This window comes from Burkholderia glumae LMG 2196 = ATCC 33617, from assembly GCF_000960995.1.
Taxonomy (GTDB): domain Bacteria; phylum Pseudomonadota; class Gammaproteobacteria; order Burkholderiales; family Burkholderiaceae; genus Burkholderia; species Burkholderia glumae.
Genome location: NZ_CP009435.1, coordinates 2580931 through 2601211 on the forward strand (window position 1 = coordinate 2580931; position 20281 = coordinate 2601211).

Genomic DNA, 20281 nt, shown 5'->3' on the forward strand with positions numbered 1-20281 from the left:
ACCGACCAGGGCTTGCCCGTCGCCGCCGGGTGCCGCTGCGGACCCTGCCAGCCGCTCTCAGCCCAGAGCGGCCTTCAACCGCCCGCCGGAGCCGAAGATCCGACGGACGCCCCACCGTGCGGCGCGCCGCCAGCCGGGGCGGCGTGCCGGGCCGATGTCTACTTCGCGGTTGCCGTGGGCTCGGCGATCTCGAGGTTGGACATGATTTCGAGTGCGCGGACGATACCCGAGTGATCCCAGGTCTTGCCGCCGTGCGCGGCGCACACGCTGAACAGCTGCTGCGCGCTGGCGGTATGCGGTAGCGCGAGGCCGAGGCGGCGTGCGCCGTCGAGCGCGAGGTTCAGGTCCTTCTGGTGCAGCTCGATGCGAAAGCCCGGCTCGAAGGTGCGCTTGGTCATCCGTTCGCCGTGCAGCTCGAGGATGCGCGACGACGCGAAGCCGCCCATCAGCGCGCGCCGCACGCGCTCCGGATCGGCGCCCGAGCGGGCCGCGAACAGCAGCGCCTCGGCCACCGCTTCCAGGTTCAGCGCGACGATGATCTGGTTGGCCACCTTGGTGGTCTGGCCGGCGCCGTTGTCGCCGACCAGCGAGATGTTCTTGCCCATCAGCTCGAACAGCGGGCGGGCGCGCTCGAACGCGCGCTCGGGGCCCCCCACCATAATCGTCAGCGTCGCGTCGCGCGCGCCGACCTCGCCGCCCGACACCGGCGCGTCGAGGTAGTCGCAGCCGAGCGCGTTGATCCGCTTGGCGAATGCCTGCGTGTCGAGCGGCGAGATCGAGCTCATGTCGATCACCAGCTTGCCGGCCGTCAGGCCCTTCGCGAGCCCGTCGTCGGCGAACAGCACGCGGTGTACGTCGGGCGTGTCCGGCACCATCGAGATGAGGATCTCGGCGCCGTCGGCCACCGCCGTCGAGTTCGCGACCACGCGGGCCTGCCCGCGCAGGTCGTCGGGCACCGGGAAGGCGCCGTTGACGACCAGCGAGTGGCCGCCCTTGAGCAGGTTGCGCGCCATGTGCGAGCCCATGATGCCGAGGCCGATGAAACCGATGGTTGCCATGTTGTGCTCCGTAGCGAGGGTAAGAAAGGGGCGTCAGGCGTGTGCGGCGCTGCACTGCCTCGCCTCGCGCAGCCAGCCGAGCCCGTCGCGGGTGGTGGTGCGTGGCTTGTACTCGCAGCCGACATGGCCGTGGTAGCCGAGCTCGTCGAGCAGGCCGAACAGGTAGGCGTAGCGGATCTCGCCGGTGCCGGGCTCGTGGCGGCCCGGGTTGTCGGCCAGCTGGACATGGCCGATCGCCGGCAGGTTCGCGCGCAGCGTCGCCGCGAGCTCGCCCTCCATGCGCTGCATGTGATAGATGTCGTATTGCAGGAACAGGTTGTCGGAGCCGACCGCGCGGATCACGTCGAGCGCCTCGGTCGAGCGGTTCAGCGCGAAGCCGGGAAGGTCGAAGTGGTTGCACGGCTCCACCAGCAGCCGGATGCCCTCGCGCTCGAGGGCGTCGGCGGCGAAGCGCAGGTTCTCGACGATCGTCAGGTGGGTGGTGTCGCGCGGCACGCTGGCCGACGCGATGCCGACCAGGCAGTTCAGCTGCGGCACGCCGAGCGCCTTCGCATAGTCGATCGCGCGGCCCACGCCGTCCTGAAACTCGCCGCGCCGGTCCGGCAGGCAGGCGATGCCGCGCTCGCCCTGGTCCCAGTTGCCGGCGGGCAGGTTGTGCAGCACCAGCTTCAGGCGGTGGGCGGCGAGCCGCTCGGCCAGTTGCTCCTTCGCATAGGAGTACGGAAACAGGAACTCGACGGCGTCGAAGCCCGCCTCGGCGGCGGCCTCGAACCGCTCGAGGAACGGCACTTCGTTGAACAGCATCGTCAGGTTGGCGGCGAATTTCGGCATGGCGGGGTCTCCGGTCGGTCGGCAAGCAGCAGGCTCAGTCGAGCAGCGAGATCGCGGTCGGCGCGTGTTCGGGGCGCTCGGCGAGCGGCTCGAACTCGTTGACCGCGTCGAGCTCGGCGCCCATCGCGATATGGGTCACGCGCTCGAGGATCACCTCCACCACCACCGGCACGCCGAACTCGGCGATCAGCTGCTTGGCCTGCTCGAAGGCGGGCGCGATCTGCTCGGGCCTCGTCACGCGCAGGGCCTTGCAGCCGAGCCCTTCGGCCACGGCGACGTGGTCCACGCCATAGCTGCCGAGCTCGGGCGCGTTGACGTTCTCGAACGCGAGCTGCACGCAGTAGTCCATGTCGAACGCGCGCTGTGCCTGACGGATCAGGCCCAGATACGCGTTGTTCACCACCACGTGCACATAGGGCAGCTTGAACTGCGCGCCCACCGCGAGCTCCTCGATCATGAACTGGAAGTCGTAGTCGCCCGACAGCGCGACGATCGGCCGGCCCGGGTCCGCGGCACGCACGCCGAGCGCGGCCGGAATGGTCCAGCCGAGCGGGCCTGCCTGCCCGCAGTTGATCCAGTTGCGCGCCTGATAGACGTGCAGGAACTGCGCGGCGGCGATTTGCGACAGGCCGATCGTGCTGACGTAGCAGGTGTTGCGGCCGAACGCCTTGTTCATCTCCTCGTAGACCCGCTGCGGCTTGACCGGCACGTCGTCGAAATGGGTCTTGCGCTGCAGCGTGCGCTTGCGCTGCTGGCAGTCCGCCACCCAGGCGCCGCGGTCCTTGAGCCGTCCGGCCGCCTTCCATTCGCGGGCCGCCGCCACGAACAGCTCGAGCGCGGCCTTCGCATCGGACACGATGCCGAGGTCGGGGCCGAACACGCGGCCGATCTGGGTCGGCTCGATGTCGACGTGGACGAACCTGCGGCCCTTCGTGTAGACCTCGACGCTGCCGGTGTGGCGGTTGGCCCAGCGGTTGCCGATGCCGAGCACGAAGTCCGAGGCGAGCAGCGTGGCGTTGCCGTAGCGGTGCGAGGTCTGCAAGCCGACCATGCCGGCCATCAGCGGGTGATCGTCGGGAATCGCGCCCCACGACATCAGCGTCGGGATCACCGGCACCCCGAGCAGCTCGGCGAACTCGACCAGCAGATCCTCGGCCGCCGCGTTCAGCACGCCGCCGCCCGACACGATCAGCGGCCGCTCGGCCTCGTCCAGCATCGTAAGCGCGGCCTCGATCTGGGCGCGCGTGGCGGCCGGCTTGTAGGCCGGCAGCGGCGCGTAGGTGTCGATATCGAACTCGATCTCGGCGAGCTGCACGTCGATCGGCAGGTCGATCAGCACCGGGCCGGGGCGGCCCGAGCGCATCAGGTGGAAGGCCTGCTGGAACACGCGCGGCACGAGGGCCGGCTCGCGCACCGTCACGGCCCACTTGGTGACCGGCTTGGCGATCGATTCGATGTCGACGGCCTGGAAGTCCTCCTTGTAGAGCCGCGCGCGCGGCGCCTGGCCGGTGATCGCGAGGATCGGGATCGAATCGGCCCAGGCCGAATAGAGGCCGGTGATCATGTCGGTGCCGGCCGGCCCCGAGGTGCCGATGCATACGCCGATGTTGCCCGGCGCGGCGCGCGTGTAGCCCTCGGCCATGTGCGAGGCGCCCTCGACGTGGCGCGCCAGCACGTGGCCGATCGCGCCCGACTTGCGCAGCGCCGAGTAGAACGGGTTGATCGCGGCGCCCGGCACGCCGAAGGCGGTCTGGATGCCTTCCTTCTCCAGCACCAGCACGGCGGCGTCGACGGCTCTCATCTTGGCCATGAATGTCTCCTTGGAAATCGCGCATCACGTTGTCGTCGTCACTGTAGGTCGGCATGAAAGCTTTGATAAGATCGCCGCTCGTCGCTTATTTCGAAACTAAAAGTATCGAATGCCGTGTGGACAAGCGTCCGGCGCATCGATCCAGGCACCGGGAGGCCGCCGATGGACCGCTTCAAGCAGATCGAGACGTTCGTGCGGGTGGCCGACGCGGGCAGTCTGGCCGCGGCGGCGCTCGAGGAGGGGGTGTCGCCCGTCGTGCTGGGGCGGCGCATCGACGCGCTGGAGAAGCGCCTCGGCGTGAAGCTGATGTATCGCTCGACGCGGCGGCTGGTGGTGAGCGAGGACGGCGCCGCGTTCCTCGAGCGCTGCCGCGGGCTGCTCGGCGACTGGCACCAGGCCGAGAACGAACTCGCGGCCGGGCGCCGCGCGGTGAGCGGGCACCTGATCGTCTCGGCGCCGGCCGCGTTCGGCCGCAAGCACGTCGCGCCGCTCGCGCCGGCCTTCGTCGCCGACAAGCCGGACCTGCAGCTCTCGTTCAACCTGACCGACCGCGTCGTGGATCTGGTCCGCGAGGGCTACGACCTGTCGATCCGGATCGGCGGCGCGGTCGATCCGAACTTCGTGGCGGTGAAGCTGGCGAGCAATCGCCGCGTGGTGTGCGGCACGCCTGATTATTTCCGCCGGCACGGGCGCCCGCAGTCGCTCGACGACCTGGCGAGGCACAACTGCCTCGCCTTCAACCTGCAAGGGGGACAGAACCGCGGCTGGTATTTCCGGCGCAACGGCAAGCTGGCGACGATCCGCGTGACGGGCAACCTCGACTGCAACGACGGCGAACTGCTGCACCGCTGGGTCTCGGAAGGGCTTGGGCTCGGCTGGCGGTCGACCTGGGAAATCGCGCGGCAACTGGAGACGGGCGAGCTCGAAACGGTGCTCGACGACCACGCGCTGCCCGACTACGACATCCTCGCCGTCTATCCGCAGCAGCGCTACGTGCCGGCGCGCGTGCGCTATTTCATCGATTACCTGCGCGACGCCTATGCGCGGCCGGGTTACTGGAGCGCGCCGCGCTGACGCTGCCGCATGCCCGGCCGCCGCGGCGGACTCGGCCCGGCCCTCAAGTCGTTGAAAACACGGCCGATTCGGCGAACCGACGACGTGAAACCATTGCGCGGGCCTGCCGTTCGGGTTACACTCTCTGGCTTCTCACTTGCCACACCGGTTCCGACGCCCGGGTGGCTTCAATCCACAAGGAGTGTGTATGCGTCATTACGAAATCGTCTTCATCGTGCACCCCGATCAGAGCGAGCAAGTGCCCGCGATGATCGAGCGCTACAAGTCCACGATCACCACGCGCGGCGGCCAGATCCACCGCGTCGAGGACTGGGGCCGCCGTCAACTGGCCTACATGATCGAGAAACTCGCGAAGGCTCACTACGTCTGCATGAACATCGAGTGCGACCAGGCGACGCTCGACGAACTCGAACACGCGTTCAAGTTCAACGACGCCGTGCTGCGCCATCTCATCGTCAAGATGAAGAAGGCCGAGACCGGCCCGTCGCCGATGATGAAGGAAGTGCAGCGCGAAGAAGCCAAGAAGGCCGCTGCAGCGCAGCCGGCCGAAGCGCAGGCTTAAGACCGCATCGGTCAAGCCATCAGGGTCAGCATCACTTCGTGAACAGGCTGCAACTGTCGGCGAGCGTCGTCGAGCGTCAACCGGTGCGGTACACGCCGGCAGGCGTTCCGATCGCGAGCTGCACGCTGCAGCACCGCACGGAGGTCGTCGAGGCAGGCATCCGCCGACAGGTCGAAATGACGATCGAGGCGATGGCCGCCGGCGAGGCGAGCGCCAGGCTGGAACGCTGCGAGATGGGCGTCGAGACGCTCTTCACCGGCTTCCTGGCGAAAAAGAGCCGCAACGCGCGCACCCTGGTGTTTCACATCACAGCATTGCAGGACATAGGAAAGGACTGAATCATGCCCCGTCCCACTGGCAAGAAATTCGACAAGCGTCGTCAGCAACAAAACCCGCTCTTCAAGCGCAAGAAGTTCTGCCGTTTCACGGCAGCCGGTGTCGAGCAGATCGACTACAAGGACACCGAAACGCTGAAGGACTTCATCGGCGAGAACGGCAAGATCACGCCGGCGCGTCTGACGGGTACCAAGGCGCACTACCAGCGCCAGCTCGACACGGCCATCAAGCGCGCGCGCTTCCTCGCGCTGCTGCCGTACACCGACCAGCACAAGGCGTAAGCCGGCGACGCAATAAGGAGAATTCGAATGCAAATCATTCTGTTGGAAAAAGTCGCCAACCTGGGCAACCTGGGTGACATCGTCAAGGTCAAGGACGGCTACGCACGCAATTTCCTGATCCCGAATCGCAAGGCCCGCCGTGCGACCAAGGACGCGATCGCCGAATTCGAAGTGCGCCGCGCGGAACTCGAGAAGGTCGCCGCCGAGAAGCTGTCGGCCGCCCAGGCAATCGGCGAGAAGCTGAACGGCCAGTCGATCGAGATCACGCAGAAGTCGGGCGTGGACGGCCGCCTGTTCGGCTCGGTCACGAACGCGGACATCGCGGAAGTGCTGAAGAAGGCCGGCTACGAAGTCGAGAAGGCGCAGGTTCGCCTGCCGGAAGGCCCGCTGAAGATGATCGGCGAGCACGGCGTGCAGGTCGCGCTGCATACGGACGTCGTGGTCGACGTGACGGTGAACGTGATCGGCGATCACGCTTAACGTACACTGACGCCAGCAGGTCCGGTTCGGGCGGCTCCGCCGCCCGGGCCATGAGGCAGGGCACGGGAAACCGGCCCTGCCTTTTTCGTTTTCGCGTCGCCCGGTCGCGGCTGGCGCCGGATGCCCCCTGCGGCCGGCGGCGGAGCCGGCCCGGCAACGATTCCCTGGCGACCCGAGGACGGCGCCGGCCTGACGACGGCTGGCGCATCCCGGTCCATTTCGCGATAATCCCAAGCCATGAACGTGCCGCACGACCCCCAAATCGAATCGCTGAAAGTTCCGCCGCACTCGGTCGAGGCCGAGCAATCGGTGCTGGGCGGCCTCCTGCTGGACAACAGCGCATGGGACCGCATCGCCGACTTTCTGTCGCAGCAGGATTTCTACCGCTACGATCACCGGCTGATCTACGAGCACATCGGGCGGCTGATTGCCTCGACGCGGCCGGCCGACGTGGTGACCGTGTACGAGGCGCTCGTCACCTCGGGCAAGGCCGACGACGTGGGCGGGCTGGCCTACCTGAATGCGCTGGCGCAAAACACGCCGAGCGCCGCCAACATCCGCCGCTACGCCGAAATCGTGCGCGATCGCGCCGTGCTGCGCCGGCTCGTCTCGGTAGCCGACGAGATCGCCGCCGACGCGTTCAACCCGCAGGGCAAGGAAGTGCGCCAGCTGCTCGACGAGGCTGAATCGAAGGTGTTCTCGATCGCCGAGGAGGGCGCGCGCGGCACGCAGGGCTTCCTCGACATCGGGCCGCTCCTCACCCAGGTGGTGGAGCGCATCGATACGCTGTATCACACCGCGAACCCGAGCGACGTGACCGGCACGCCCACCGGCTTCGTCGACCTCGACCGGATGACCTCGGGGATGCATGGCGGCGAGCTGATCATCGTGGCCGGCCGGCCCTCGATGGGCAAGACCGCGTTCTCGATGAACATCGGCGAATACGTCGCCGTCGAATACGGGCTGCCGGTCGCGGTGTTCTCGATGGAAATGCCGGGCACCCAGCTCGTGATGCGGATGCTCGGCTCGGTGGGCCGGCTCGACCAGCACCGCATGCGTACCGGGCGCCTGACCGACGAGGACTGGCCGAAACTCACGCACGCGGTGCAGAAGATGAGCGAGGCGCAGCTGTTCATCGACGAGACGGGCGGCCTGAACCCGATGGAACTGCGCTCGCGCGCCCGGCGGCTCGCGCGGCAGTGCGGCAAGCTCGGCCTGATCATCGTCGACTACCTGCAGCTGATGACGGGCTCGTCGCAGGGCGAGAACCGCGCCACCGAGATTTCCGAAATTTCGCGTTCGCTGAAGAGCCTGGCCAAGGAGCTGGACGTGCCGGTGATCGCGCTCTCGCAGCTCAATCGCGGCCTCGAGCAGCGGCCGAACAAGCGCCCGGTGATGTCCGACCTGCGCGAATCGGGCGCCATCGAGCAGGATGCCGACGTGATCCTGTTCATCTACCGCGACGAGGTCTACAACCCCGACAGCCCCGACAAGGGCACCGCCGAGATCATCATCGGCAAGCAGCGTAACGGCCCGATCGGCCCGGTGCGTCTGACCTTCACCGGACAATTCACGAAATTCGACAATTTCGCCGGCGCGCAGAATTTCTACGGCGAGTGAAGTGCGTTTGTAAAGCCTGCACCACGAGATGTTGTATCTGGTCGTGGTGCGGCGCGCTTCGCCGCGACCGCGTTTCCCGGAGACGGTACAATGACGCCGATTTTATGACAGTCATTTGACAATTTCCGGAAATTTCATGTTCGGCCGATTCATGCCCACCGAGGGCAAGTTCTTCGAAATCTTCAATTCGCACGCAAATTTCATCGTGGCCGGCGGCCGCGAACTCGAATTGCTGATCGACAATCTCGCGGACGCCGAGATCCACAAGCAGAAGGTCCAGTCGGCCGAGAAATCGGCGGACAAGCTTACCCACGAGGCGATCGACCTGCTGCACAAGACCTTCATCACGCCGATCGACCGTGACGACATCCACAAGCTGATCACGACGATGGACGACGTGCTCGACCTGATGGAGGATGTCGCCACGGCCGTGCTGCTCTACGACGTGCAGTCCGTGACTTCGGAGGCGAGCCAGCTCGCGCGCATCGTCACGCAGGCCGTGCAGCACCTGCAGCAGGCGGTGGCGCTGCTGTCGGACATGAAGCAGTCGGCGCGCATCCTCAAGGCCTGCGAGGAGATCGACCGCTGGGAATCCGAGGCCGACCGCGTGCTGCGCTCGGCCATGTCGAAGCTCTTCCGCGAGGAGAACGACGTCAAGACGCTGATCAAGCTGAAGGCGATCTACGAACTGCTCGAGGAAATCACCGACAAGTGCGAGGACGTGGCGAACATCATCGAAGGCATCGTGCTGGAAAACGCCTGAGCCGACGACGATGCATTCGATACAACTCGCCATCTGGGCCGTCGCGACGCTCGTGATCGTCGCGCTCGTGTTCGACTTCATGAACGGCTTCCACGACGCGGCGAACTCGATCGCCACCGTCGTTTCCACCGGCGTGCTGAAGCCGCAGCAGGCGGTGGCATTCGCCGCCGTGTTCAACGTGGTCGCCTATTTCGTGTTCCACCTGAAGGTCGCGCAGACCGTGGGCAAGGGCACCATCGATCCCGCCATCGTCGATCATTACGTGGTGTTCGGCGCGCTGGTCGGCGCGATCGGCTGGAACGTCATCACCTGGTATTACGGGATTCCGTCGAGTTCGTCGCATGCGCTGATCGGCGGGCTGGTCGGCGCGGCCGTCGCGAAATCGGGCTGGGGCTCGCTGAATCTCGACGGTCTGATGAAGACGGTGGCCTTCATTTTCGTCTCGCCGCTGCTCGGTTTCGTGCTCGGCTCGCTGTTCATGCTCGTGGTGTCCTGGTTCTATTTCCGCACGCCGCCGAGCAGGGTGGACCGGCGCTTCCGCAAGCTGCAACTGGTCTCGGCCGGGCTCTACAGCCTCGGCCACGGCGGCAACGACGCACAGAAGACGATCGGCATGATCTGGATGCTGCTGATCGCGACCGGCTACGCCTCGGCCGGCGCCGATGCGCCGCCCATCTGGGTGATCGGCGCCTGCTACCTGTCGATGGGGCTCGGCACGCTGTTCGGCGGCTGGCGCATCGTGCGCACGATGGGGCAGAAGATCACCAAGCTCAAGCCGGTCGGCGGGTTCTGCGCCGAGCTGGGCGGGGCGATCACGCTGTTCTCGGCGTCCTGGCTCGGCATCCCCGTGTCGACCACGCACACCATCACGGGCGCGATCGTCGGCGTGGGCGCGACGCGCAAGCTGTCGGCCGTGCGTTGGGGCGTGGCCGGTAATATCGTGTGGGCCTGGGTGCTGACGATTCCGGCCTCGGCGCTGATCGCAGCGGCCGGCTGGTGGGTGGGGCACCAGGTGTTTTGATGCGTTGGACCGGCGGCTGTTGCCGCCGGATTCAGCGGGATGGTGATGTCGCGCCGCGTGCCGATGGCCGCGGCGCGCTTTGCTTTGGGCGGCCGCGGGCCGAGCGGCTGTCGTGGCCGGGGCACGGGCTGTTGTCGAGGGCGGTGCGCTGTCGCGGCGCGGCACGCGAGAACCTCGCGGCGGGGACGGGCGCAGCGCGGGGAGCGACTCAGTCGCTGCCGTTCGCGAAGCGGGCGATCGGATCGTCGCCGCTGCCGGCGGTGGACGGCGGCGCCGTCGAGGCGCGAATCACCCGCACGCCGTCGGGCGAGGCGAGCCGCGCCTGTTGCGCTGCCGCGCGCGCGGTGGGCGGCGGCGGCTCGAATGCGTCGGCGGCGGCGTCGATCGCATCGGGCTCGGCGTTTGCGGCCGCCGCCGGAGCCGGCGCGGCATAGCTGCCGCCGCGCGTAGCGGCGGCCGTCGCGAGGCTCTGGCCCGCGGATGCGGATGGCGCCGCCGCTGCGGCGGGGGTGGTTGCAACGGCGCTCGTCGCGCCTGCCGCACGGGCCTGGCGCTGCGCGGCCGAGAGTGCGGCGGGCGGTGGCTCGAACGGATCGGCGCCTGCAGCGGCGTCCTGAATCGGCGGCGACATGCCGTGGGCGGCGGCTGTCGGCGCTGCCATGGCCACGGCCGGCGCCGGCTCGGCTCGCGCCGTCGCATATGCCGGTGCGGCGGCTGCCCCGCGCGGTGTTGCCGACAGCGATGGCGGTGCGGAGGAGGGCGGCGCCTCGGGCTGGCGGTTGTCGGCTTCGTAGGTCGGCGTATCGAACGGTGTCGGCGCATGGCGCGGCGGCGCTACGCGCCGGATGCCGTCGAAGTGCTTGGCCCAGTAGGGATTGGTCAGATAGTCGAGCCGCACCGTGCCGCCTGTCGAGGGCGCGTTGACGAAGCGCAGCTTGCCCACGTAGATCCCGACGTGAGAATGCGGCCGCCCGGTGGTGTTGAAGAACACGAGGTCGCCGGGCGCGATCTCGTCGGGCTCGACCGACACGCCGCGCGTGCTCATCTCGGCGGTGGTGCGCGGCAGCGACACGTTGGCGGCGCGCGACACGATATAGCGCACGAGGCCGCTGCAATCGAAACCCGCGTCGGGCGTGTTGCCGCCCCAGCGGTAGGGAATGCCGACGAGGCTCATCGCCTGGATCGGGATTTCCTCGCGGCCGATGCTGTGATCGACGAAGTTCGGGAAGTCGGGCGGCGGTGCGAAGGCGCGCGGCGTGCTGATGCGCGGGCCCGCGGACGAGCGCGCCGACCGCTGCTGCGGCGCGGTCGAGCACGCGGCGAGCAGGGAAACGACGACGATCGATAGCCAGATTCGCAGCATCGGGAGGAGGGCCGGGCGCCGGTGAGGCGCCCGTCGTATGACGACGGGTAATGCGGATGGTAGTCGGTCCGGCCTGGCTTCGGCAAGAATTCTTCAGATAGAACTTGAGAAGTTGCCCGAATTTTGGGCAGGTGCGGGGAGTTTTTGCGCAAAAACTCCGACCCTGAATGTGATTGGGCAGTTAATGGAGGGGATTGCGAACGGCGACACCCCAGGCGACTGCCGTGTGAGCGAGCCTTGGCCGGCGTATCGACGGGGCGTGATGCCGTCGCGCTGCGCGAATCCTCATTCGAAGTATTCCGGATAATATTTCGGACAGATGTAGTGCTTTGTATCCACGGGCGGATCGACTCTCTCCAGCCAAGCCGATGCGAGCACCGCCTCTACGGCTTGCGCCGCTTGCACGTCCGCCTCTGTCACTGTGTAGGGCGCGCCGGCGATGGAGATCGTCGCCACGTTACGCCCGCACCAGACGAACACCGGCTTACCTGCGATGAGGCAGCGTCCCGGCTGTCGGATCCATTCGGTTCCTGGGACCAGCGACGGAAATTTCACGAACTCGTCGGCCTTATAAGCGATGCCGAACTCCGGTTGGGGCGGCTTCTCCGAATACTTGACCGGAACGATGCCCAGTGACAGCAGGAATTTTTCCAGGTCCTGGGCCGTTTCATAGCGGTAGGCAAGGTCGAGAGAATCGCCATCATTGGCATGTCCGCCATAGGCCCTGAAAAAACGGAATAGCGTCAGGCGCTTCGCCCAATCCCGAAGCGTGGCTTCCGGGTGAGACTCAAACAAGTACTGTTTCCATCGGTCCATATTGCTTCCGCCAACCTGAACCACCGACTATCGGGGGCGTTCATGTCCAATTTGCTGGGCCTGCCAACGAGGCCGGATTGTCGACGATTTGGACGTTGGCGTCGAACCTCTCGAACTGGCCGAACACGGCCTGCTGCCAACCGGCAGCGCGCGACCGCCGCAGACCGACACGAAATGGACCTTCGCAGTACGCAGCACCCCAAAAGCGGACGTTCAACGGCCTTCGATCCGAGAAAAACGGCGGGCAGCGCTCAAATGTGCGCAAGAACATTGATCAGTTTGTTGAACGGGTCGCGAACGAAGAACCGACGGACCCCCCACGGTTCGTCAACCGGACCATATTCGATGGCAAAACCCGAAGCCTTGACGCGCTCATATGCTGATTCCACATCGTCTACTTCGATCGACAGATCGGGCACCGGGGTGCCGGAGCCTCCTTCTTCGGCGAAGCTCACCTGAATTGTCATCTTGGTTCTAGAACCGTAAGTCTGAATCCACCCGTGATCCATACAAAGCTCAAGACCGAAAATGTCTTGATAGAACGACCGGGCTCGATTGAGATCGAGCGCCTTGAAGTTGGCTACCACACGTTGAACTTGCACGTTTGTCTCCTCGCAATGGGATGGGACTGCTTCATGCAATTGATTGTCGACGAAGCAGCAAGCGGTGTCGACAGGCCGTTCATGGCCAAACGCGGTTGGCCGCCGCCCGGTGACGCGCGACCGGCGCAGATCGACCCGTTCCGGCCACTCAACGCTCTCGAAAGCGGCCAGTCGTTGTGTATGCCAAAATTGCGCTCGATAGCGACACTCCCTAACTTTATGTTCGCAAACTGGGGAACCAATGAGCACGAATGGCAGAACCGATACTCACAACCTGTCGGTGTACAAGTGGAAGAAATTGGGGAAGGAGTCGCTTCTAAATGCGCTTAGGCTTCACCGAGATGCGATTCTTCTCTTTGAAGCCAATTCTTTTCCGTCTGCGTTCCAGTTGTCGGTTCTGTCATTGGAAGAATTTTCGAAAGCCAAGTGGATCGAGCACTATTACTACAGTTCGATTACGAATTGCGGGTTCGAAGAGGTGGAGTTTGAGCAGCAGTGGCTGAAGCTTCTTTACATACATTTAGAGAAGCAATATGCCTTTGTTGCGCGCGACATGTTTGAATATCCGCCATCCCTTGTCGAATTTATAAAAAATGGAGGCTTGGAGCGGCGAAAGCAGCAAGCTGTCTACGTCGGACTGGATCGTGATCGAAAGACTGTACTAGTAAAAGATCGCATTTCACTTCCCTCATCGGTCAAGCAAAAAGAAGCAAAGCGAATGATTTCGTGGATAAACGCAGAGTTTTTTCTCATACACAAGACACTGACGTTTTACGAGCAATACTTTGGAATTAAAGAAATGGATGAGGTTATGCTTTCGCCATCGGCCAATGTGATATTTGAATGGCCTTACAAATCCAGAACGAGATCAGCCAAACACCGCCACGCGCATATCGTGCTGCATAAGGATGGTAATCAAGCTGGACCACTGCGTCGTGACTGACCGGTTGTGGCCGACAACAGCCAACCCACCATGATCCCCCGTGAAAATCCCCCCGCCGGACCCAAAAAAAAGCGCCCCCGAAGGGGCGCTTTTTTCAACCACCAAACCATCCGGCACAACCACTCACAGAATATCCGACGCGTAATCCGCCAGCCGCGAGCGCTCGCCCCGAGCCAGCGTCACATGTCCGCTGTGCCCCCAGCCCTTGAAGCGGTCCACCACGTACGTCAGCCCCGAGCTGCCCTCGGTCAAATAAGGCGTATCGATCTGCGCGATATTGCCGAGGCAGACGATCTTCGTACCGGGGCCGGCACGCGTGACGAGCGTCTTCATCTGCTTCGGCGTCAGGTTTTGCGCCTCGTCGATAATCACGTACTTGTCGACGAAAGTGCGCCCGCGCATGAAGTTCATGCTCTTGACCTTGAGCCGCGAGCGGATCAGTTCCTGGGTGGCGGCGCGCCCCCATTCGCCGGCCGCGTCGTCGGTCTTCTGCAGCACCTCGAGATTGTCGTCGAAGGCGCCCATCCACGGCTGCATCTTCTCTTCCTCGGTCCCCGGCAGGAAGCCGATGTCCTCGCCCACCGGCACCGTCGCGCGCGTGACGATGATCTCGTTGTAGCGCTTGTCGTCGAGCACCTGCGCGAGGCCCGCCGCGAGCGCGACCAGCGTCTTGCCGGTGCCGGCCTGGCCGAGCAGCGTGACGAAGTCGATCTCGGGGTTCATCAGCAGGTTCAGCGCGAAATTCTGCTCGCGGTTGCGCGCCGTGATGCCCCACACGTTGTTCTTGTGGTGGCTGTAGTCACGCAGCGTCTGCAGCAGCGCCGTCTTGCCGTTCAACTCGCGCACGATCGCGTGGAAGGTCGGCTCGCCGTTGCGCGGCTCGAGATAGAGGAACTCGTTGACGAGCATCGAGGCCACCAGCGGGCCGGTCACGCGGTAGTACGTGGTGCCGGTCTTGGTGTCCTGCCAGCTCTCCATGCCCTTGGCGTGCTTGGTCCAGAAATCCTGCGGCAGCTCGCGCACGCCCGAGTACAGGAGGTCCTTGTCCTCGAGCACCTGATCGTTGAAGTAGTCCTCGGCGGGCAGGCCAAGCGCATGCGCCTTGATGCGCATGTTGATGTCTTTCGACACCAGCACGACCAGGCGGTCGGTGCGCTCGCGCTGCAGCGCGCGCACCACGCCGAGGATCTGGTTGTCGGCCTTGCCCTGAGGCAGGCCTTCCACCGGCTCGATGTCGGTCAGCGTGGTCTGGAAGTAGAGCCGGCCGAGCGCCTCGCGGCTGCCCAGGCGCGACAATGCGATGCCCTCCGAGATCGGACCGGCGTCGGCCACCAGCGCGTCGAGCGTGCGGCTCACCTGACGCGCGTTGCGCGCCACTTCCGACATGCCCTTCTTGTGGTTGTCGAGTTCCTCGAGCGTCATCATCGGCAGATAGACGTCGTGTTCCTCGAAGCGGAACAGGCTGCTCGGGTCGTGCATCAGCACGTTCGTGTCCAGCACGAACAGCTTCTGCAGTTCGACGGCGGGGGCCTTCTTGCGCGTGCGTGTGGCACGCGCGGCTTCGCCGGCGGCCGCTGCCGGCGCGGCGGCGGCCACCGGCGCTTCGGCACGTGCCTCGGGCCGGGCCGGCACCGGCGCTTGCACCGGCGTCAGCAACGCGGCGGTCTGGCGCGACTTGCGCGACCGCGTGCCGGACGTCGTCGCGGCGTCGGCCGCGGCCGGCGCCACCGCGTGCAGCGCGGCGGGAGCATTGGCGGCGGGAGCCATCGGAGCGGCGACGTTGGCAGGCGAGGCGTATTCGGCTACGGCCGCGGCGGCGGTCGCCGTGTCCCCATCGGCGGCGCGCTTGGGGGTGCGGCTGGGGCGCGCTTTCGCCTTGTATTCGTCGGGCGGCAGCAGGCTGCCGAGCTTGCTGGGGGGAGTAGGCAAAGGCATGGTGTCCCTCGGGAGGAATCGTGTCGCTTGGAATGCGCCGCGGTTCGCATCCTGTCACGTGCTCGCACGTGCAGTTTGCGCGCGGCGGCGCACATGGGTGTCAAAACGCCGGTTCGCCTAGTTTTCGATCAGCTCCTTGACGGACGGACGCGGCGCGGGCCGCGCAAGACCATGAAAAAAGCCGCTGCCCCCGAACAGGGGCAAGCGGCTCGGCTTCCTGCTGCGTACTGCGCCTCACGGGCCTAAGCGCCTCATGTGGTGCGCCTGCGCAGCGGCGAAAAAGATGGGGCTGACGGGCATTCATTGCGGCCCAATATAACCCGCCTCAAAGCGCTTGTACAGCGTCGAGCACCTCGTCCACGTGCCCCGGCACCTTGACGCCGCGCCACTCCCGGCGCAGCACGCCGTCGCCGTCGATCAGGAAGGTCGAGCGCTCGACCCCACGCACTTCCTTGCCATACATTTTCTTCAGTTTCATGACGCCGAACATCGCGCAGAGCGTTTCGTCGGGGTCCGAAACGAGCGGGAACGGCAGTTCGAGCTTGGCCTTGAAGCTGTCGTGCGAGCGCAGGCTGTCGCGCGACACGCCGACGATCTCGGCGCCGGCCTTCTTGAACTTCGGGTACAGATCGCGGAACTGCAACCCTTCGGTGGTGCAGCCGGGCGTGTTGTCCTTGGGATAGAAATACAGCACGAGCTTCTTGCCGTTCAGCGAGGACAGGGTGAACTCGCCACCTGTCGCCGGCGCGGTGAAATCGGGAACTGGGCGGTCGATTTCGACTGACACGGAAATTCTCCTGTTGTTATCGGCGGCGCGGCGCTGGGCCGGCCGGGCATGACGGAAACCGCGGCGAACCGTTCAGCCGGGCTGGACGATCAGCTCGCCGGAGCGACCTGGGATTTCGCCCCACGTAACAGGGTACGATGGCAGCGTGTCGAAATCCAGCGCGGCATGATAGTCGCCCATCGTCGCGAACGTGTGGCCCTGCGCGCGCCAGCCGGCGAGCAGTTGCTCGAATACCGGCGCGAGCTTCTGGCCTTCCAGCTCGGCGTGCAGCGTAAACACCTGGTCGTGCGGATTGCGTTCGGTGCGCGCGAGCAGGTGGGCGGCCACGTTCGACTCATCCACGCCGTCGACGCCCAGCACTTCGTCGAGCGTCGGCAGCGTGGTCGGCAGCTGCACGTGGCCGAGCGTGCGGCCCGCCACCACCGGACGGTAGGGCCCGTGGCCCCGGCCGTCGGACGCGTAGCGCATGCCCCAGGCGTCGATCTGCTCGAACGCGGCGTCGTTCATCTGCCAGCCGGCCGCGCCGTGCGTGGCCGGCGGCGCGCCGAATATCTCGACGAAGCGCGCATGGCTCTTGCCCATCTCGCGCGCAGTCCAGGCGCGTTCGCGCCCGCGCACGTTGTCCTGCCAGTAGACGTGATCCCAGGTGTGAATGCCGCACTCGAAGCCTGCTTCGTGGATCGCGCGCATCTCGGCCGCCGCGCGGCGGCCGATGTCCGGCCCCGGCAGCAGCACGCCGTACATCAGCTGGCGGATGCCGTAGTGCTCGACCACCGAGGTGCGCGAGACCTTCTTCAGGAAGCCCGGCCGCAGCACGCGGCGCATCGCCCAGCCGGTGTGGTCGGGGCCGAGGCTGAACAGGAAGGTCGCGCGCGCGGCGTAGCGATCGAAGATCCGCGCGAGGTTCGGCACACCCTCGCGCGTGCCGCGCAGCGTGTCGACGTCGATCTTGAGGACGATGCGGGCCAACGCGTCAGCCTTGCTGCTCGACCAGCGCGCGCGCGTCGGCCACGTGGCCGCGGTACGCCTCGAAGATGTTGCGCAGCGCGTCGTCGAACGTCGTCTCCGGTGCCCAGCCGAGCTCTTGCATCGTATTGTCGATCTTCGGCACGCGGTTCTGCACGTCCTGGTAGCCGTTGCCGTAGTAGGCGCCCGAGGTGGTCTCGACGAGCTGCACGTTCTTCGCCGAATCGGCGTACTCGGGGAATTCGGCCGCCAGTTCGAGCATCTTGTGCGCGAGCTCGCGCACCGAGTAGTTGTTGCTCGGGTTGCCGATGTTGTAGATCTTGCCGGTGGCCACGCCGTCGCGGTTCTCGATGATCTTCATCAGCGCGCTGATGCCGTCGTCGACATAGGTGAACGCGCGCTTCTGCGAGCCGCCGTCGACGAGGCTGATGTTCTCGCCGCGCACGATGTGGCCGAGGAACTGCGTGACCACGCGCGAGCTGCCTTCCTTGGGCGTGTAGATCGAGTCGAGGCCCGGGCCGATCCAGTTGAACGGGCGGAACAGCGTGAAGTTCAGGCCCTCCATGCCGTAGCCCCAGATCACGCGATCCATCAACTGCTTCGAGCAGGCGTAGATCCAGCGCGGCTTGTTGATCGGGCCATAGGTGAGCGCGGAAGCGTCCGGATCGAACTGCTCGTCCGAGCACATGCCGTAGACCTCGGAAGTCGACGGAAACACCAGATGCTTGCCGTATTTCACGGCCGAACGCACGATCGGCAGGTTCGCCTCGAAATCGAGCTCGAACACGCGCAGCGGCTGCTGCACATAGGTGGCGGGCGTGGCGATCGCGACCAGCGGCAGGATCACGTCGCACTTCTTGACGTGGTATTCCACCCATTCCTTGTTGATCGTGATGTCGCCTTCGAAGAAATGCATCCGCGGGTGGTTGACGAGGTCGCCAAGCCGGTCGGTCTGCATGTCCATCCCGAATACTTCCCAATCGGTGGTTTCAAGAATGCGTTTGGACAGGTGATGGCCGATGAAGCCGTTCACACCCAGGATCAGGACTTTTTTTGCTTTCATGACTGGCGGGAAGAATCAATGAACTGCGCGAATTGAGCGGGAGAGACGACCGGGCCGGAATCCGGGCCGCCGTTGCGCGCTTCGCGCAACTCGAGGACGGTGACGGCGCGGCTGTCGCCGCACACGCCGAATAGCGCATTATCGCGCACCTGCAGGCCCGGGGGCAAATCCCGTGCAGCCTGCGCGGCGGCCGAGCCGGGCGCGGCCAGGCGCGCGCGCGCGACCACGAAGCGCGTGCCGGCGAGCTCGGTGAAGGCGCCCGGGTAGGGCGGGGCGACCGCGCGAATCAGGTTGTAGACCTCGGCAGCCGGCTTCGACCAGTCGATGCGGCCGTCCTCGGGCTTGCGCCCGCCGAAGTAGCTGCCCTGGGAGAGATCGTTCGGCAGGTGCGCGGCCTCGCCCGCGAGCAACGCGGGCAGCACGCGCCAGAGCGTCTGCTCGGCGGCCACCGTGACCTTGTCGAACACCTGCGCGGCGGTGTCGTCGGGCAGGATCGGCACCGCGGTCTGGCCCACGATCGCGCCGGCGTCGGGCTTCGCGGCCATCTCGTGCAGCGTCGCGCCGGTTTCGGTCTCGCCGTTGAGCACCGCCCAGTTGGTCGGCACCCGGCCGCGGTACTTCGGCAGCAGCGAGCCGTGCAGGTTGTAGGCGCCGCGCGCGGCCAGCGCCAGCAGCGACACCGGCAGCATGTGCCGGTAGTAGAACGAGAAGATGAAGTCGGGCCGCGCGGCCGAGACGGCCTCGCGCAACTCGGCGCCGGCCGGATCGGCCGGCGTGATCACGGCGATGCCGTGCTCGCGCGCCACCGCGGCGACGCTGTCGAACCAGATGTTCTCGGTCGGACTGTCCTCGTGCGTGACGACTAGCGCGACCTCCACGCCGCGCGCGAGCAGCACCTGCAGGCAGCGCACGCCGACGTTGTGATAGGCGAACACGACCGCGCGCGGTTTCATCGGCTGGCCTCCACGCGATGGCCGGCGCCGCCCGGCAGCGGCAGGTGGCTGCGCTCGGGGCGCTCCTCGAGCACGGTCTGGATCAGGTAGCGCGGCCGCGCACGCACCTGCTGGTAGATTCGTCCGATGTATTCGCCGAGCAGGCCGAGCGCGAAGATGATCACGCCGAGCAGGAAGAACGTGATCGCGAACAGCGTGAACACGCCCTGGACCTCGGCGCCGATGACGAAGCGGCGGATCAGCAGCAGCAGGAACAGCGCGGCCGAGCCGATCGACAGGATCACGCCCACGAACGACAGCCACTGCAGCGGCACCACCGAGAAGCCGGTCACGAGATCGAAGTTGAGTCGGATCAGGCTGTAGAGCGAATACTTCGATTCGCCGGCGAAGCGCTCCTCGTGCGCGACCTCGATTTCGGTCGGGTTCTGCGCGAACGTGTAGGCGAGTGCCGGGATGAAGGTGTTGACCTCGCCGCAGCGGTTGATGGTGTCGATGATCTGGCGGCTGTAGGCGCGCAGCATGCAGCCCTGGTCGGTCATCTTGATGCGCGTGATGCGCTCGCGCAGCCGGTTCATCGCGGCCGAGGCCTTGCGGCGGAACAGGCTGTCCTGGCGCTGCTTGCGGATCGTGCCGACGTAGTCGTAGCCCTCGCGCATCTTCGCCACGAGCTTGCCGATTTCCTCGGGCGGATTCTGCAGATCGGCGTCGAGCGTGATGACGACCTGCCCGCGCGACTGCTCGAAGCCGGCGAGAATCGCCATGTGCTGGCCGTAGTTGCCGTTGAGCAGCACCACGCGCGTGGTGTCGGGGCGGGCGCGGAACTGCTCGCCGAGCAGCGCGGCCGAGCGGTCGCGGCTGCCGTCGTTGATGAAGATCACTTCGTACGAGGCATCGAGCGCATCGAGCGCCGGATAGAGTCGGGCGAAGAGCGCGGCGAGCCCGTCTTCCTCGTTGTACACGGGGATGACGATCGAGACTTCCGGGTTCGTGGCGCGTGGTTCAGGGTGAGTCATTTCC

General features: G+C 65.9%; 21 protein-coding genes and 1 pseudogene. 10 read left to right on the forward strand and 12 right to left on the reverse strand.

The annotated features are described in order from the left end of the window. Window positions 1-158 precede the first annotated feature (158 nt). The 3 genes from KS03_RS24185 to gcl are packed head-to-tail and all read right to left on the reverse strand — an operon-like array spanning window position 159 to window position 3699. Window positions 159-1058, reverse strand: coding sequence for a 2-hydroxy-3-oxopropionate reductase (locus tag KS03_RS24185; RefSeq protein ID WP_015875433.1), 900 nt, complete (start codon window positions 1056-1058; stop codon window positions 159-161). Between the two features lie 33 nt (window positions 1059-1091). Continuing rightward, a complete protein-coding gene (gene hyi, locus KS03_RS24190; protein ID WP_015875434.1) occupies window positions 1092-1889 on the reverse strand; it encodes a hydroxypyruvate isomerase in 798 nt (265 codons plus the stop codon). Window positions 1890-1923: 34 nt separating this feature from the next. After that, entirely contained in the window at window positions 1924-3699 is a 1776-nt protein-coding gene (gene gcl / locus KS03_RS24195; protein WP_015875435.1) for a glyoxylate carboligase, read from the reverse strand. A gap of 162 nt (window positions 3700-3861) precedes the next feature. Between gcl and KS03_RS24200 the strand changes: the two genes are divergently transcribed. The 8 genes from KS03_RS24200 to KS03_RS24235 all read left to right on the forward strand — a co-directional run bounded on the left by KS03_RS24200 (window position 3862) and on the right by KS03_RS24235 (window position 9836). Continuing rightward, window positions 3862-4773: a LysR family transcriptional regulator gene (locus tag KS03_RS24200; RefSeq protein WP_017423762.1), complete on the forward strand. Its 912-nt coding sequence runs from the start codon at window positions 3862-3864 to the stop codon at window positions 4771-4773. A gap of 187 nt (window positions 4774-4960) precedes the next feature. Then, the gene (rpsF, locus tag KS03_RS24205) at window positions 4961-5335 is read left to right on the forward strand and encodes a 30S ribosomal protein S6 (RefSeq protein ID WP_015875437.1); all 375 of its coding nucleotides are present in this window, start codon (window positions 4961-4963) and stop codon (window positions 5333-5335) included. A 38-nt stretch (window positions 5336-5373) separates the two neighbouring features. Beyond that, window positions 5374-5673 (forward strand): primosomal replication protein N, encoded by a 300-nt coding sequence (gene priB, locus KS03_RS24210; RefSeq protein WP_015875438.1) that lies wholly within the window; start codon window positions 5374-5376, stop codon window positions 5671-5673. 3 nt (window positions 5674-5676) lie between these two features. After that, on the forward strand, window positions 5677-5952 hold the full coding sequence (gene rpsR, locus KS03_RS24215) for a 30S ribosomal protein S18 (protein ID WP_006486248.1): 276 nt from the start codon (window positions 5677-5679) through the stop codon (window positions 5950-5952). A 27-nt stretch (window positions 5953-5979) separates the two neighbouring features. After that, window positions 5980-6432, forward strand: coding sequence for a 50S ribosomal protein L9 (gene rplI / locus KS03_RS24220; RefSeq protein ID WP_015875439.1), 453 nt, complete (start codon window positions 5980-5982; stop codon window positions 6430-6432). Between the two features lie 237 nt (window positions 6433-6669). Beyond that, on the forward strand, window positions 6670-8052 hold the full coding sequence (locus tag KS03_RS24225; protein ID WP_015875440.1) for a replicative DNA helicase: 1383 nt from the start codon (window positions 6670-6672) through the stop codon (window positions 8050-8052). Between the two features lie 136 nt (window positions 8053-8188). Continuing rightward, window positions 8189-8815, forward strand: coding sequence for a DUF47 domain-containing protein (locus KS03_RS24230; RefSeq protein WP_015875441.1), 627 nt, complete (start codon window positions 8189-8191; stop codon window positions 8813-8815). A gap of 10 nt (window positions 8816-8825) precedes the next feature. Beyond that, a complete protein-coding gene (locus KS03_RS24235; protein ID WP_015875442.1) occupies window positions 8826-9836 on the forward strand; it encodes an inorganic phosphate transporter in 1011 nt (336 codons plus the stop codon). A 208-nt stretch (window positions 9837-10044) separates the two neighbouring features. Here KS03_RS24235 and KS03_RS24240 read toward each other — a convergent pair whose 3' ends face one another. The 3 genes from KS03_RS24240 to KS03_RS30435 all read right to left on the reverse strand — a co-directional run bounded on the left by KS03_RS24240 (window position 10045) and on the right by KS03_RS30435 (window position 12617). After that, a complete protein-coding gene (locus KS03_RS24240; protein ID WP_035981681.1) occupies window positions 10045-11199 on the reverse strand; it encodes a C40 family peptidase in 1155 nt (384 codons plus the stop codon). A 285-nt stretch (window positions 11200-11484) separates the two neighbouring features. After that, window positions 11485-11994 (reverse strand): hypothetical protein, encoded by a 510-nt coding sequence (locus tag KS03_RS24245; protein WP_232252262.1) that lies wholly within the window; start codon window positions 11992-11994, stop codon window positions 11485-11487. Between the two features lie 272 nt (window positions 11995-12266). Beyond that, on the reverse strand, window positions 12267-12617 hold the full coding sequence (locus tag KS03_RS30435; RefSeq protein WP_015875445.1) for a VOC family protein: 351 nt from the start codon (window positions 12615-12617) through the stop codon (window positions 12267-12269). A 241-nt stretch (window positions 12618-12858) separates the two neighbouring features. Here KS03_RS30435 and KS03_RS30440 point away from each other — a divergent pair, with 241 nt between their 5' ends. Then, window positions 12859-13560, forward strand: a complete 702-nt coding sequence (locus KS03_RS30440; protein WP_080569295.1) for an AbiV family abortive infection protein — start codon at window positions 12859-12861, stop codon at window positions 13558-13560. Window positions 13561-13683: 123 nt separating this feature from the next. Here KS03_RS30440 and KS03_RS24250 read toward each other — a convergent pair whose 3' ends face one another. Continuing rightward, window positions 13684-15495, reverse strand: a complete 1812-nt coding sequence (locus tag KS03_RS24250) for a PhoH family protein (protein ID WP_015875446.1) — start codon at window positions 15493-15495, stop codon at window positions 13684-13686. Here KS03_RS24250 and KS03_RS33240 point away from each other — a divergent pair. Beyond that, window positions 15394-15635, forward strand: a pseudogene (locus KS03_RS33240) (hypothetical protein). The gene KS03_RS24250 and the pseudogene KS03_RS33240 sit on opposite strands and share 102 nt — an antisense overlap. Window positions 15636-15820: 185 nt before the next feature. Here KS03_RS33240 and KS03_RS24255 read toward each other — a convergent pair. The 5 genes from KS03_RS24255 to KS03_RS24275 form a co-directional block, all read right to left on the reverse strand. After that, entirely contained in the window at window positions 15821-16282 is a 462-nt protein-coding gene (locus tag KS03_RS24255) for a peroxiredoxin (RefSeq protein ID WP_015875447.1), read from the reverse strand. Between the two features lie 72 nt (window positions 16283-16354). Further along, window positions 16355-17251: a polysaccharide deacetylase family protein gene (locus tag KS03_RS24260; protein ID WP_015875448.1), complete on the reverse strand. Its 897-nt coding sequence runs from the start codon at window positions 17249-17251 to the stop codon at window positions 16355-16357. 4 nt (window positions 17252-17255) lie between these two features. Next, the gene (locus KS03_RS24265; protein ID WP_015875449.1) at window positions 17256-18311 is read right to left on the reverse strand and encodes a bifunctional UDP-4-keto-pentose/UDP-xylose synthase; all 1056 of its coding nucleotides are present in this window, start codon (window positions 18309-18311) and stop codon (window positions 17256-17258) included. Next, window positions 18308-19264, reverse strand: a complete 957-nt coding sequence (locus KS03_RS24270) for a formyltransferase (protein ID WP_015875450.1) — start codon at window positions 19262-19264, stop codon at window positions 18308-18310. The genes KS03_RS24265 and KS03_RS24270 overlap by 4 nt, the downstream gene beginning before the upstream one ends. Beyond that, window positions 19261-20277 (reverse strand): glycosyltransferase, encoded by a 1017-nt coding sequence (locus KS03_RS24275; RefSeq protein ID WP_015875451.1) that lies wholly within the window; start codon window positions 20275-20277, stop codon window positions 19261-19263. Before KS03_RS24275 ends, KS03_RS24270 begins: the two co-directional genes overlap by 4 nt. Between the last annotated feature and the right edge of the window lie 4 nt (window positions 20278-20281).